Annotated in this window: 15 protein-coding genes; 7 read left to right on the top strand and 8 right to left on the bottom strand. The window is 70.3% G+C overall.

Annotation, left to right across the window (positions count from 1 at the left end):
- Positions 1-172 precede the first annotated feature (172 nt).
- The 4 genes from E1286_RS16970 (at position 173) to E1286_RS16955 (ending at position 4,775) form a co-directional block, all read left to right on the top strand.
- A complete protein-coding gene (locus E1286_RS16970; RefSeq protein ID WP_132613574.1) occupies positions 173-1,279 on the top strand; it encodes a citrate synthase 2 in 1,107 nt (368 codons plus the stop codon).
- Between the two features lie 130 nt (positions 1,280-1,409).
- A complete protein-coding gene (gene serC / locus E1286_RS16965) occupies positions 1,410-2,519 on the top strand; it encodes a phosphoserine transaminase (protein ID WP_132613572.1) in 1,110 nt (369 codons plus the stop codon).
- A gap of 160 nt (positions 2,520-2,679) precedes the next feature.
- Positions 2,680-4,104, top strand: a complete 1,425-nt coding sequence (locus E1286_RS16960; RefSeq protein ID WP_223190038.1) for an aldehyde dehydrogenase family protein — start codon at positions 2,680-2,682, stop codon at positions 4,102-4,104.
- Between the two features lie 32 nt (positions 4,105-4,136).
- Positions 4,137-4,775 carry a TetR/AcrR family transcriptional regulator gene (locus E1286_RS16955; protein ID WP_132613570.1) on the top strand — a complete coding sequence of 213 codons (639 nt, stop codon included), beginning with the start codon at positions 4,137-4,139 and terminating at the stop codon, positions 4,773-4,775.
- Here the strand turns inward: E1286_RS16955 and E1286_RS16950 are convergent.
- The 8 genes from E1286_RS16950 to E1286_RS16915 form a co-directional block, all read right to left on the bottom strand.
- Positions 4,759-5,397: a rhomboid family intramembrane serine protease gene (locus tag E1286_RS16950; RefSeq protein ID WP_132613568.1), complete on the bottom strand. Its 639-nt coding sequence runs from the start codon at positions 5,395-5,397 to the stop codon at positions 4,759-4,761. The genes E1286_RS16955 and E1286_RS16950 overlap by 17 nt on opposite strands.
- A 110-nt stretch (positions 5,398-5,507) precedes the next feature.
- Positions 5,508-6,272, bottom strand: a complete 765-nt coding sequence (locus E1286_RS16945) for a crotonase/enoyl-CoA hydratase family protein (protein ID WP_132613566.1) — start codon at positions 6,270-6,272, stop codon at positions 5,508-5,510.
- 6 nt (positions 6,273-6,278) lie between these two features.
- Entirely contained in the window at positions 6,279-7,052 is a 774-nt protein-coding gene (locus E1286_RS16940; RefSeq protein ID WP_132613564.1) for an SDR family NAD(P)-dependent oxidoreductase, read from the bottom strand.
- Between the two features lie 48 nt (positions 7,053-7,100).
- Positions 7,101-7,439, bottom strand: a complete 339-nt coding sequence (locus E1286_RS16935) for an STAS domain-containing protein (RefSeq protein ID WP_132613562.1) — start codon at positions 7,437-7,439, stop codon at positions 7,101-7,103.
- Between the two features lie 127 nt (positions 7,440-7,566).
- Entirely contained in the window at positions 7,567-8,304 is a 738-nt protein-coding gene (locus E1286_RS16930) for an energy-coupling factor ABC transporter ATP-binding protein (protein ID WP_397059055.1), read from the bottom strand.
- Positions 8,298-9,053: a cobalt ECF transporter T component CbiQ gene (gene cbiQ, locus E1286_RS16925; protein ID WP_132613558.1), complete on the bottom strand. Its 756-nt coding sequence runs from the start codon at positions 9,051-9,053 to the stop codon at positions 8,298-8,300. The genes E1286_RS16930 and cbiQ overlap by 7 nt, the downstream gene beginning before the upstream one ends.
- 3 nt (positions 9,054-9,056) lie before the next feature.
- The gene (locus E1286_RS16920) at positions 9,057-10,070 is read right to left on the bottom strand and encodes an energy-coupling factor ABC transporter permease (RefSeq protein ID WP_132613556.1); all 1,014 of its coding nucleotides are present in this window, start codon (positions 10,068-10,070) and stop codon (positions 9,057-9,059) included.
- Positions 10,071-10,147: 77 nt separating this feature from the next.
- On the bottom strand, positions 10,148-11,995 hold the full coding sequence (locus tag E1286_RS16915) for a glycosyltransferase family 2 protein (protein WP_132613554.1): 1,848 nt from the start codon (positions 11,993-11,995) through the stop codon (positions 10,148-10,150).
- Positions 11,996-12,299: 304 nt separating this feature from the next.
- Here E1286_RS16915 and E1286_RS16910 point away from each other — a divergent pair, with 304 nt between their 5' ends.
- The 3 genes from E1286_RS16910 to E1286_RS16900 form a co-directional block, all read left to right on the top strand.
- Positions 12,300-12,659 (top strand): hypothetical protein, encoded by a 360-nt coding sequence (locus E1286_RS16910; protein ID WP_132613552.1) that lies wholly within the window; start codon positions 12,300-12,302, stop codon positions 12,657-12,659.
- 18 nt (positions 12,660-12,677) lie between these two features.
- Positions 12,678-13,052: a ClpX C4-type zinc finger protein gene (locus tag E1286_RS52060; RefSeq protein ID WP_132613550.1), complete on the top strand. Its 375-nt coding sequence runs from the start codon at positions 12,678-12,680 to the stop codon at positions 13,050-13,052.
- Positions 13,053-13,281: 229 nt separating this feature from the next.
- Positions 13,282-13,747 (top strand): NAD(P)-dependent oxidoreductase (locus tag E1286_RS16900; protein WP_281282687.1); only part of this gene is annotated, 466 nt, incomplete at its 3' end.

Genomic DNA, 13,747 nt, shown 5'->3' with positions numbered 1-13,747 from the left:
GCCAGGGCAGCCGTGATCCGGCGCCCGGCGCATCTCGCCTACCAGCGGTTTCCGCTCAACGGCGGGTCCGGAGACCGAGCACCACCTGGTACGGGGTTAAATTGACCCGCCGGTATCTCGACATCAAGGCATCGCATTGCCGAAACATGGCAGGAAAGGGAGGCGGCCGAGTATGTCCGACTTCAAACCCGGACTCGAAGGCGTCGTAGCTTTCGAGACCGAGATCGCGGAACCGGACAAAGAAGGGGGCGCCCTTCGATACCGGGGCGTCGACATCGAAGAGCTGGTCGGCCGTGTCCCGTTCGGGCACGTTTGGGGCCTGCTGGTCGACAACCAGTTCCAGCCGGGTCTCCCCCCGGCGGAGCCGTACCCCATTCCTGTCCACTCCGGTGACATCCGCGTAGACGTCCAGAGCGCGCTCGCCATGCTCGCTCCGGCCTATGGCTTCAAGCCCCTGCTCGACATCAGCGACGACGAGGCCCGCGACCAGCTCGCGCGCGCCTCGGTGATGGCGCTCTCCTTCGTGGCTCAGTCCGCGCGCGGGCTCGGCCTGCCGATGGTCCCCGAGAGCCGCGTGGACGAGGCCAAGACGATCGTCGAGCGTTTCATGATCCGCTGGCGCGGTGAGCCCGATCCCAAGCACGTCAAGGCCATCGACGCCTACTGGACCTCCGCGGCCGAGCACGGCATGAACGCCTCCACGTTCACCGCCCGCGTCATCGCCTCCACCGGCGCCGACGTGGCCGCCGCGCTCTCCGGCGCCGTCGGCGCCATGTCGGGCCCGCTGCACGGCGGCGCCCCGGCCCGCGTGCTGCACATGATCGAGGGCGTCGAGCAGCTCGGCGACGCCAAGAAGTACGTCCAGGGCGAGCTCGACAAGGGCAACCGCCTCATGGGCTTCGGTCACCGCGTCTACCGCGCGGAGGACCCGCGCGCCCGCGTGCTGCGCCGCACCGCCAAGGAGCTCGACGCGCCCCGCTTCGAGGTCGCGGCGGCGCTGGAGCAGGCGGCGCTGGAGGAGCTGCACGCCCGCAAGCCCGACCGCGTGCTCGCCACCAACGTGGAGTACTGGGCGGCCGTGGTGCTCGACTTCGCCGAGGTCCCCTCCCACATGTTCACCTCGATGTTCACCTGCGCGCGTACGGCCGGCTGGGCCGCGCACATCCTGGAGCAGAAGCGCACGGGCCGGTTGGTCCGCCCGAGCGCCAACTACATCGGCCCGACCTCGCGTCCCCTGAGCGAGGTCCCGGGCGCCGACGAGGTCATCGGCAAGTACTGACCGGCGGCCTCCGTCACGACGGCTACCGCGCGCGTTTCCCCACGCCGCGGTAGCCGTTTCGCTGTGCGCGCAGGTCTCAGGATCCGGACCGCTTACCGGCCCATCCGCGCAGGTCGGTAGGCTCCGTTACGTGGCTGACATCGTGATTCCCGCTGACATCAAGCCCGCCGACGGCCGCTTCGGCTGCGGGCCCTCGAAGGTTCGCACCGAGCAGCTGGCCGCGCTCGCCGCCTCCGGCGCGAGCGTCATGGGCACCTCGCACCGCCAGAAGCCGGTCAAGAGCCTGGTCGGCCGCGTCCGTTCCGGCCTGGCCGACCTGTTCTCGCTGCCGGAGGGCTATCAGGTCGTCCTCGGCAACGGCGGCACCACCGCGTTCTGGGACATCGCCGCCTTCGGGCTCATCCGCGAGAAGTCCCAGCACCTGTCGTTCGGCGAGTTCTCCTCGAAGTTCGCCGCGGTGACCAAGAAGGCCCCGTGGCTCGCCGAGCCGAGCGTCATCGGCTCCGAGGTCGGCACGTACCCGAAGGCGGTCGCCGAGGACGGCGTGGACGCCTACGCGCTCACCCACAACGAGACCTCGACCGGCGTCGCCATGCCGATCACCCGCGTGGGCGGCGACGACGCGCTGGTGCTCGTCGACGCCACCTCCGGCGCGGGCGGTCTGCCCGTCGACATCGCCGAGACCGACGTCTACTACTTCGCGCCGCAGAAGAGCTTCGCCTCCGACGGCGGCCTGTGGATCGCGATCATGTCGCCGCGCGCCCTGGCCAGGGTCGAGGAGATCACCGCGAGCGGCCGCTTCGTGCCGGAGTTCTTCAGCCTGCCGGTCGCCATCGACAACTCCTCGAAGGACCAGACGTACAACACGCCGGCCGTGGCCACGCTGTTCCTGCTGGCCGACCAGCTCGACTGGATGAACGGCAACGGCGGCCTGGCCTGGACGACCGCCCGCACGGCCGACTCCAGCCAGCGCCTGTACACCTGGGCCGAGAAGTCGTCCTACGCGACGCCGTTCGCCGCGCCGGAGTTCCGTTCGCAGGTGGTCGGCACGATCGACTTCGCCGACTCCGTCGACGCCGCCGCCGTGGCCAAGGTGCTGCGCGCCAACGGCATCGTCGACACCGAGCCGTACCGCAAGCTGGGCCGCAACCAGCTGCGCATCGCGATGTTCCCGGCGATCGACCCGGCCGACATCGAGGCCCTGACGACCTGCGTCGACTACGTGGTCGAGCGCCTCTAGACACCTTCCATCCATCCCAAGGGCGGCCTCTGGTCGCCCTTTTTTCGCGCCGCCGTTCGGACAGTGTGTCGGACACCATGTCCGAAATGTCCCCGATCGGGGTTACGCTGGTGAATGCCTGGTCAGCACGGCCGGGCTCGACCCTTTTGTGGAGTGACCCTTGTCTGTTTCCGAAAGTGCTGCCGTCTCTGTCTCGTCGACCATCGGAGGGAAGGCCCATCCGACGGCGGCGACGTTCGACGTGGTGAACCCCGCCACCGGGGAGGTCTTCGCCACCGCGCCCGACGCGTCGGCGGCCGACGTGGACGCGGCCGTGCGGGCCGCCGCCCGGGCGTACCCCTCGTGGCGTTCCGATGCGAAGACGCGCCGGGAGGTGCTGAACGCCGCCGCCGACGCCCTGCTGGCCGCCTTGGACGAGATCGTGCCCATCCTGACCGCCGAGCAGGGCAAGCCTCTCGCCGAGTCGGCGCGGGAGGTGCAGACGGCGGCCATGTTCTTCCGCTACTACGCGGACATGGAGCTGCCGCGGGAGGTGCTGCGTGACGACGAGAGCGCCTTCGTCCAGCTCGTACGCCGCCCGCTCGGCCCCGTCGCGGTCATCGCCCCGTGGAACTTCCCCCTCACCCTCGCGGGGGCGAAGATCGCGCCGGCGCTGTCGGCGGGGAACACCGTGGTGCTCAAGCCCTCCCCCTTCACGCCGTTGTCCTCGCTGAAGGTCGGCGAGGTCCTGCGGGAGGTGCTGCCCGCCGGTGTGCTCAACGTCATCAGCGGCGGCAACGAGGCGGGAGCGGCCATGACGACGCACCCCCTCATCCGCAAGATCAGCTTCACCGGCTCCATCGCGACGGGCAAGGCCATCGCCGCCGCCGCGGCCGCCGACCTGAAGCGCACCACCCTCGAACTCGGCGGCAACGACCCGGTGATCGTGCTGGAGGGCGCCGACCCCGTCCGGGTCGCCGAGGGCGTCTTCCCCCGCGCCTTCTCCAACAGCGGCCAGGTGTGCGTGGCGCCCAAGCGGGTGTACGCCCACGAGTCACTGCGGCCCGCGCTCGTCGAGGCGCTCGCCGAGCTGGCGCGCAACGCGAAGGTCGGCGACGGCTCGCTCGCCGGCACCGAGCTCGGCCCGGTCAACAACCGCCCCCAGCTGGAGCGGGTCGCCGAGCTGGTCGACGACGCCGTCCGCCACGGGGCCACCGTGGCCGCGGGCGGAGGCGTGATCGACGGCAAGGGCTACTTCTACCGGCCCACGATCCTGACCGACCTCGGCGACGGCGTGCGAATCGTCGACGAAGAGCAGTTCGGCCCGGCCCTGCCCGTCATCGGCTACCGTGACCTGGACGACGCGGTGGCCCGGGCCAACGCGACCCACTTCGGCCTCGGCAGCTCCGTCTGGGGCGAGGACCTCGAGCGGGCGGCGGCGGTGGCCGAGCGGCTGGAGGCGGGCACGACGTGGGTGAACACCCACACCGCGCGGAGCCTCGACGAGCCGTTCGCCGGCGTGAAGTGGAGCGGCATCGGTGTGGAGAGCGGCCGGTGGGGCCTGAAGGGCTTCACCGAGTTCCACCTCATTCACCAGGCCCGCTGATCCCCCCGACCAGACGAGCGAAGGAGCATGAGATGCCCTCGATCACCCGGCGTCCCCCCAAGAGTGAGGAAGACCGCACCGCGGTACGAGCCAGACTGCTGGCCACCACTCAGCGTCTGCTGACCGAGGGCGTCGGCTTCACCGAGTTGGGCGTGCAGCGCATCGCCGCCGAGGCGAAAGTGGCCAGGTCCTCGTTCTACATGCACTTCAAGGACAAGAGCGAGCTGTTGCTGCAGCTCGCCGCCTCCTTCAAGCAGAAGTCCTTCGACATCGTCTCCCGCTGGCAGGCGGGGCCGGACGCGGACTGGGAGGGCCTCGCACGCGCCTACGAGGAGGTCATCGCCCTGTACCGGGAGAACCGCGCGCTGCTCGGGGCGATCAACGAGGCGGCCGCGTACGATCCGGCCGTCCGCGCCTACTGGAACGCGCAGCTCAGCCGCTTCCGCACGGCGATGGCCGAACGACTACGCGCGGACCAGCGCGACGGCCTGCTGGGGCCGGACGTCGATCCCGAGGTCGCCGCCAGGGTCGTCGTCTTCGGCGGCTTCGCCGTCCTGTCGCAGCACATCGCGGACGGCGACAGCGCCGAGGACGCGGCGGTCGCCAGGGAGACCGCACTGGCGCACTGGCACGGCACGTTCCGCCGCCCCAGCCCTAGTACGGGGCGGTGACGGCGGGGCGCCTGCGGCGCAGCACCCAGCCGGCCACCACGCCGCCGATGAGGCCGAACAGGTGGCCCTGCCACGAGATGCCCTGCTGGTTGGGCAGCAGGCCCGCCAGGATGCCCCAGTAGGCGACGCCGACGCCGACGGCGATCGCGATGTCGAGCAGCCGGCGGTCGAACAGGCCGCGGGACAGGATGAAGCCGAAGTAGCCGAACACCAGCCCGCTGGCCCCGACCGTCACGACGTTGTCAGGCGTGGTGAGCCACGTGCCGAAGCCGCCGATGAAGATGATCAGCACGGTCGCCCAGAGGAACTTGCCGACGTCGCGCAACCCCGCGAGGAAGCCCAGGATCAGCAGCGGCACGGAGTTGGCCATGAGGTGGCCGAAGCCGCCGTGCAGGAACGGCGCGAAGACGATGCCGATGAGGCCGTCGCCGTCCCACCCCACGATGCCGAACTGCCGGTCGAGCAGGCCGAAGCTGGTGTCGTAGGGGGTGATGAGGAAGTCGACGACCTCGACGATCCACATCACCGCCAGCATGGCGACCACGATGATGAACGCGCTGACCGCGCCGGACAGGAGGGCTCCGGCGCCACGCCTGAACCTCGAACCCGAATAGTCGCCCATGCGCTCTCCCGGTAGGTCGTCTTCTCTTTCTTTACCGTAACCAGGAAGACGTAAGCGCGTGTAAAGGGAGAAGCCCCTCCCGCCCGAGGTGAGGACGGGAGGGGATCAGGTCATTCGCCCTTCCACTGAGGGGCGCGCTTCTCGGCGAAGGCCGCCGCCCCCTCCATGGCGTCCTTGGAACCGAAGACCGGGTTGATGATCTCGCCCTGCTTCTTGAACATCTCCTCCAGCGACCAGTCCTGCGACTCGATGATCACTCGCTTGGTCGCGGCGAGCGCGAGCGGGGCGTTGGCCGCGATCTTGCGGGCCAGCTCCAGCGCGCCCTCCAGCGCCCTGCCCGGCTCGGTGACCCGGTTGACCAGGCCCAGCTCGTACAGGCGGGAGGCCGGGTAGTGGTCGCCGGTCAGGGCGATCTCCATAGCCACGTGGTACGGGATCCGCCGCGGCAGCCGCATGACGCCGCCCGCGCCGGCCACCAGCCCGCGCTTGGGCTCGGGCAGCCCGAACGTCGCGTCGGACGACGCCACGATCACGTCGCAGGCCATGGCCAGCTCGAAGCCGCCCGCCAGGGCGTACCCCTCGACGGCGGCGACGAGGGGCTTCTTCGGCGGCGACTCCGTCAGCCCGCCGAACCCCCGGCCCTGCACGACCGGCATGTCCCCGGTCAGGAACCCCTTCAGGTCCATCCCGGCGCAGAACGTGCCGCCGGCCCCGGTCAGGACGTACGCGGAGATGTCGGGACGGGCGTCCAGCGCGTCCAGCGCCTCGGCGACACCCCTGGCCACGGCCCCGTTGACGGCGTTGCGAGCCTTGGGCCGGTTAAGGGTAAGAATCGCCACATTGCCGGACTCTTCGACGAGCACTTCGTCAGACACGAGACCTCACTTGGGCTGGAAGCGGATGCCGCCGTCGAAGCGGACGACCTCGGCGTTCATGTAGTCGTTCTCGATGAGCGACCTGACCAGGTGGGCGAACTCGTCGGCCCGCCCCATCCGCTTGGGAAAGACCACCGGAGCCACCAGCTTGGCCTTGAACTCCTCGGAGTTGGGCGAGAAGCCGTAGATCGGGGTGTCGATGATGCCCGGGCAGATGGTGTTGACCCGCACGCCGACGGCGGCCAGGTCGCGCGCTGCCGGGACGGTCATGCCCACGATGCCGCCCTTGGAGGCGGAGTAGGCCACCTGCCCGGTCTGGCCCTCCAGCGCCGCCACGGACGCCGTGTTGATCACGACGCCGCGCTGGCCGTCCTCGTCGGCCGGCGCGGTCTTGGCGATGGCCGCCGCGCCGATGCGCATGAGGTTGAACGTGCCGATCAGGTTGACCTCGATGACCTTGCGGTACGAGGCCGGGTTGTGCGGGTTGCCATCGCGGTTGACCGTGCGCTCGGCCCACCCGATGCCGGCGCTGTTGACCACCACGCGCAGCGGCTTGCCGGTGGCCACGGCAGCGTCGACGGCCGCCTGCACCTGCTCCTCGTCGGAGACGTCCGTCTTGACGAAGACTCCGCCGAGCTCGTCGGCGATGGCCTTGCCGCGCTGCTCGTTGAGGTCGGCCACGACCACCGTGGCGCCGGCGCGGGCCAGCTCGCGGGCGGTGGCCTCACCGAGGCCGCTGGCACCGCCGGAGATGATTGCTGCAGATCCGTTCACGTCCATATCCCGGACCCTAACCCGCCAACCGAATGAAGTTCTACTCGGGGGCGGCTAAATCTCTCCCACGGCGGTGTCGACGTCGGCGTAGACCTTGATGCGCCGGTCGAGCCCGGTGGTGCGGAGGATGCGCGCCACCGGCGCCTGCGGCGCGGCCAGGGACACGCCGCCACCCTCTCCGGTCGCCAGCCGCCATGCCTCGATCAGCACCGACAGGCCGCTGGAATCCATGAACGACAGCTGCTGCAGGTCGAGCACGAGCTTGGCGCCGTCCTGCTTGATGGCGTCACGCACCTCGTCACGCAGGAACGGGGCGGTGAACAGGTCAAGCTCTCCTTCAACGGCCACCACCACGGCATCGCCCAGGGCGTGTCGCGCAAGCCGCAGCTTCATTTGGCCCCTCCTCGATGAGCCACTGTACTTCGACATCCCCGGATAGCGGGCATGCACAAACTACGAAGAGTCCGATGCAGCACGGCAAGACCCCCGCAAACAGGCGCCAAACTCCCGTCAAGCACGGTCATCCGGCCGGAATGGCGAACCCGTACGGAAGTTCCAGGCGGTGGCGGGCCAGCAGGTCGGTGTCGGCCAGCAGTTCGCGGGTGGGCCCGTCGGCGGCGATCACGCCCCCGGACAGGATGAGCGCGCGCTCGCACAACTCCAGCGCGTACGGCAGGTCGTGGGTGACCATGAGCACCGTCACGTCGAGCGAGCGCAGGATCTCGGCCAGCTCCCGGCGCGCGGCCGGGTCGAGGTTGGACGAGGGCTCGTCGAGCACCAGGATCTCCGGCGCCATCGCGAGCACCGTGGCCACCGCGACCCTGCGCCGCTGGCCGAACGACAGGTGGTGCGGGGGCCGGTCGGCGAACTCCAGCATGCCCACCCGCTCCAGCGCGTCCTTCACCACCCGGTCGAGCTCATCGCCGCGCACGCCCGCGTTGGCCGGGCCGAAGGCGACGTCGTCGCGGACGGTGGGCATGAAGAGCTGGTCGTCGGGGTCCTGGAAGACCAGGCCGACGCGCTGCCTGACCTCCTTCAGGGTGTCTTTCGCGACCGGGGTGCCCGCCACGGTGACGGTGCCGTGCCCGGCGGTGAGAATGCCGTTGAGGTGCATGACGAGGGTCGTCTTGCCGGCGCCGTTGGGGCCGAGCAGGGCCACGCGCTCGCCGCGGGCGATCGACAGGTCGACGCCGAACAACGCCTGGGTGCCGTCGGGGTAGGCGTAGGCGAGCTGCCGGACTTCGAGTGAGTTCACCACGGTAGACCCCATATTGCCAGGGCCGCGGCGGGCAGGGCGAGGGCAGTGCCCCATTGGCGTACCGATGCCGAAATATCATGGATGATCGGCATTTCGCCCGTGTAGCCGCGGCTCAGCATCGCGAGGTGCACCCGCTCGCCCCGCTCGTACGAGCGGATGAACAGCGCCCCGGCCGAGCGCGCGAGCACCGGGATGTGCCGGACGTCGCGCGCCTCGAAGCCGCGCGACTCCCTGGCCACCCGCATGCGCCGCATCTCGTCCACGATCACGTCCATGTAGCGGAGCATGAACATGGCGATCTGCACCAGCAGGCTCGGCAGCCGCAGCCGCTGCGCCCCGACGAGGATCACCCGCGGCTCCGTCGTGGCCGCCAGCAGGATCGAGGCGACCACTCCGAGCGTGGCCTTGGCCAGGATGTTCCAGGCCGCCCACAGGCCCGGCACGCTCAGCGAGAGCCCCAGCACGGTCGTGCGCTCCCCCAGCCCGATCACCGGGATGAGGAACGCGAACAGCACGAACGGGATCTCGATCGCCATCCGCCGCACGATGTGCGCCGCCGGCACCCGGGCGGCCACCGCGACGGCGGCGAGCAGCACCGCGTACGCCGCGAAGGCCGAGAACCGCTCGCGCGGCGTGGCCACCACCACGATGGCGAAGGCGAGCACCGCGAGCAGCTTGCACTGCGGCGGCAGCCGGTGCACGACCGAAACGCCCGGCAGGTAGAGCTGGTGATGATGGCCCGCGCCCACGTGTCACACCTTGGTCTTGTCACGACTCCTGGCGGCGTGGGCCACGACACCGCCGATCAGCAGCACGAGCCCGACGCCGATGATCCCCGCCACGCCGACCGGGATTCCACCCACGTCACCGTAGTCCGCCAGTGCCCAATGACCGAACAGGTGGTCGCTCTCCTGGTCGATGAAGCCGTGGTTCTGGGCCACCGCCTCCAGCCCGTCGGGCTCGGGCGAGGCGAAGAACGACACCGCGCCGGCCAGCACCAGCGTCAGGCCGACGCCGCCGAGCAGGAACGGCTTGAGCGTGCCTCTGGGGGCCACCGGCCGCTCCTCGCCCGCGGTCGTGGTCGTGGTCGTGGTCGCGCCCTCGGCGCCGCGCAGGACCAGCGGCTTGGTCAGGCCGCGGGCGCCGTACACGAGGTCGGGGCGGACGGCCAGCACGGCGCTGACGGTCAGGGCCGTGATGACGGCCTCGCCGATGCCGATCAGGACGTGCACGCCGCCCATCGCGGCCGCGACCGCGCCGACCTCGATCGGCGCCGTGCCGCCGATCCAGAACAGCAGCGTGAAGACCAGCGCCGAGGCGGGCACGGAGACCAGCGCGGCCAGGAACGCGGCCACCACCACTCTCCCCCGCGCCAGGCCGGTGACCAGCCGGAAGACTCCCCAGCCGACGAGCACGGTGACGATGCCCATGATGGTGATGTTGACGCCGAGCGCCGTCAGGCCGCCGTCGGCGAAGAACACGCCCTGCACCAGCAGGACGACGGCCATGCACAACACTCCTGTGGAGGGCCCGACGAGTATCGCGGCCAGCGCTCCCCCCAGCAGGTGGCCGCTGGTGCCGGCCGCGACAGGGAAGTTCAGCATCTGCACGGCGAAGATGAACGCGGCCACGAGCCCGGCCATCGGGGCGGTGCGGTCGTCGAGCTCTCTGCGCGCCCCGCGCAGGCAGACCGCGACACCGGCGGCGGCCACCACACCGGCCGACAGGGATGTGACCGCGTTGAAGAAGCCATCGGGTACGTGCACGGCAGGCCTCCATGCCGAGAGAACGGACAAGCGCTCCCACTGTAGGACATGGTGTTGCAACTGCACATATGTGGCAATTACCGAATTATCCTCTTAATCAGCCGCTGGGCGGTCAGCCGCCGTACCACCGCGCTCAGCCGCCCCTTGCCCGGCGTCGCGTACGGCCGCACCGTGCGCAGCAGCGCCACCGCCCACCAGCCGCGCGGCGCCGCGACGGTGTCCTCGTCCGTCTCGATCCTGAACCGCGCGGGGGGCCCGCCCAATTCCAGCTCCAGGTAGGCGTCCCAGGTGCCGGGCGCCAGCCGCCCCACCGCGGGCCTGGCCACGAACCCGCCTCCGGGCAGGGCCACCACCCGGTCGGTGCGCTCGTAGCCGGTGGCCCGCTCGCGCCAGACGATCCGCCGGATCGCCGAGGCCGCCGGGGCGGTGCCGGCCACGCTGACCTCGCCGTCGACGAGCAGCCGCTGCCCGAGCGACCACCGGGTGCGGACGAGCCGCGCCGCGCCCGGCACCGCCGCCACGTGGCCGCCCATGTCGATGCTCAGGTTGCCGTTGTCGCGGGTGAAGTACGGCACCGCCACCACGCCGCCGACCAGCCGGGGCTGGGGACGTCCGACGCCGCTGTCGCGCTCGGCGCCGAGCCGGCCGAGCCGGACGACGCCCTCGATCTCGACCGCCACCTTTAGGTCCCACACGCCGGAGTCGAGCGCGCCGACGTCGATCCTGGCGGTGAACTCGCCGCCCTTGCGCTCGGCCGGCAGGACCAGCTCGCGGGCCGGGTCGTGGCGGGCGCGCAGCACCACGGCCAGGCCGTCGTCCCTGGGATGGCCGGCGAGCCGGGCGGCGCCGGAGACCACCAGGCAGTCGCCCTCCCAGCGCAGCCCGGTCAGGCGCCGGCGGATGGTGGCGCTCTCGATGCGGGCCAGGCGCACCAGCCGCTCGACGTCGTCGAGCGCGGTGGCGCGCTGCCGGTCGATGGTGCCGAGCCGCTCGTGGACGCCGGGGGTGTACCACTCGTCGCACAGCGCGGCCACCTCCCGCGCGATGTCCTTGCGACGCACGTCGTCGCTCTCCAGGAACACCGGCCCGAGCTGGGCGAACACGTCGAGCCTGAAGTGCCGGCGCAGCAGGTGGTCGCGCAGCGGGCCGGGCCCGACGTGCCGGGCCATGAGCCGGATCGGCTCCCTGATCATGGTCAGCCAGCCGAGCGGGTCGCGGCTGCCGGGCTGCTGCATGATGCTGCTGCCGTCGGGGCGCGACACCAGGTGGTAGCAGTCGTAGTCGGCCACCACCGAGATCACCCTGGCGTGGCAGTAGGCGTGCACGGTGAACAGGATGTCCTCGCCGATGAGCATGCCCTCGCCGAAACGGAGGCGGTGGCGTTCGATGAGCTCGCGGCGGAACAGCTTGAAGCAGCTCAGGCTGTTGTAGACCGTGCTGTCGCCCAGGTCGGCCCGGTCGGCGCTGCGCTGGAACATCGACTGCGGCGCCCGCCGGCCGTGGCCGACGACCTTGCCGAGGACGATGTCGGAGCCGTTCCTGTCGGCCATGGCGACCATGCGTTCCAGGGCCTCGGGGCCGAGGTAGTCGTCGGCGTCGCAGAAGAAGACGTAACGGCCGGTGGCGTGCTCGATGCCGAGGTTGCGCGGCCGCCCGGCTCCGGTGCTCCCGCCGGGGATGCGGACGACCTTGACGGTGTCGCCGTGGTATTCGGCGTACAGGTCGAGGAGTTCGGCGCTGCCGTCGGTGGAGCCGTCGTCCACGACGACGATCTCCTTCTTCACCCGCTGCACCAGCGCGGACGTGAGGCACCGGTCGAGGTAGGCCCGGCAGTTGTGCACGGGGATGACGACGCTGACGTCGACCGCGTCGTCTCCGCTCCCTGTCGCCGACATCGCCACCATCGCCGCCACTTCCAGAGTCACGTTGCGCTGCCATTCCGTTTCAGTATGTGACGAGCGATGGGTCCCGCGGGGGCGGTTCCGAGGTCTTCATCCCCCCCTTTTGCTAACACCGGAGAATCGCGGCAATCAGCCAATAAAGGGCGTCACACCCGCCAATTACCGCATTCAGCCAGCACCGAATGCGTTTCAGGGATGAGGTTTTCCCTCCTGGGAGAAGAATCCTCACCGCGCGGATCACTACGACACCACCGCGTACGCTGCGTGATCCTCTGACGGCACATACGCGTCTACAGTTAGGCAACCTTGAGGCGGGAGGTGGCGGGAAATGGGATCGGAGCTCCGCGGGGAAGTGACCGGCGGATCGGTCGTGCACACGGCCGAGTTCATCGTCTCCTCGGCACGACTGGGAGAGCTGTACGAATGCTCTGCGCTGCTGCGCCGTACGAGACTGCGGGCCGAGGAGATCGTGGACGAGGCGCGCGCGCTGCTGGAGGAGGCGGAGCAGCGCGGTGACGCCGCCCGCGCCGTGGAGCTGCGCGACCAGCTGGAGACCGCGCGGACGAAGTACTGCCAGGTGCTGAACGCGTACATGACGATCCTGCGCCGGATCAACGAGGAGCGGCAGGACATCCTCCGGGTCCAGATGGAACGGGACCGGATCGAAGGCTTGTCAGGTGCTGCCTGACGGACGTAGTGTCAGGACATGCCTGACTGGAAGGACAAGCTCCGCTGTTCGTTCTGCCACAAGAAGAGCACGGACGTGAACAAGCTGATCGCCGGTCCCGGGGTGCACATTTGCGATGAGTGCGTCGGCCTGTGCCACGAAATCCTGGAGACAGAGCGACAATCCGCCGAGCAACATTCCGGCGAGCCCCGGCTTCCCGCGTGGGAGTCGATGACCGACGAGCAAATTCTCGAGCACCTGCCGAAAATCGCCGCCGTGCAGGCCCAGGTGGACGACAACCTGCACGACTGGGTGTTGCATCTGCGCACCCGCGACGTCAGCTGGGAACGCATCGGCGCGGCGCTCGGCATGACCCGGCAGAGCGCGTGGGAGAGGTTCCGGAGCGAGATCTGACGATTCGTGAACCTTTGTGGCCTCTGAGACGTCCAACCGATCAGGAGGCCTGAAATGCGCGTTCTGGACGGTCTCGCGGCGCCCGACCTGGAGCTGCTCGACCTGGAGCTTCTTCTCGTCCTCGCGCTGCACGAAGAGGCGGAACGCCTGGCCGCCGGCTGAACGGGCTCCAGCTCCCCGGCCGCCCCGGGGAGCTGGAGCAGGGGGGTCTTCCGTAGCATGTGGGGTCATGCTGCGATGCGCCGTGCTGGACGACTACCAGGGCGTGGCCCTGGGCCTCGCCGACTGGTCCCGGGTGCGGGCGACGAGCTTGCGCGAGCACTTCACGAGCCGCGACGATCTCGTGGCCGCCGTGCACGACTGCGAGATCGTGGTCGCCATGCGGGAGCGCACGCCGTTCCCCGCCGAGGTGTTCGACCGGCTGCCCAACCTGCGCCTGCTCGTCACCACCGGCATGCGCAACGCCTCCATCGATCTTGAGGCCGCCCGGGCGCACGGCGTCACGGTCTGCGGCACGTCCGGCGGTTCGACCTCCACGGTGGAGCTGACCTGGGCGCTGATCCTCGGCCTGGCCCGCCACCTGGTGCCCGAGGCGACCGCCCTGCGCGCGGGCGGGCGGTGGCAGAGCACCGTCGGCGCCGACCTGCACGGCCGCACCCTCGGGCTGATCGGCCTGGGCCGGATCGGGGCGGGGG

Origin of the sequence: Nonomuraea terrae, assembly GCF_004348995.1 — a bacterium.
Lineage (GTDB): Bacteria > Actinomycetota > Actinomycetes > Streptosporangiales > Streptosporangiaceae > Nonomuraea > Nonomuraea terrae.
This window is presented reverse-complemented; position numbering and strand designations above follow the sequence as displayed.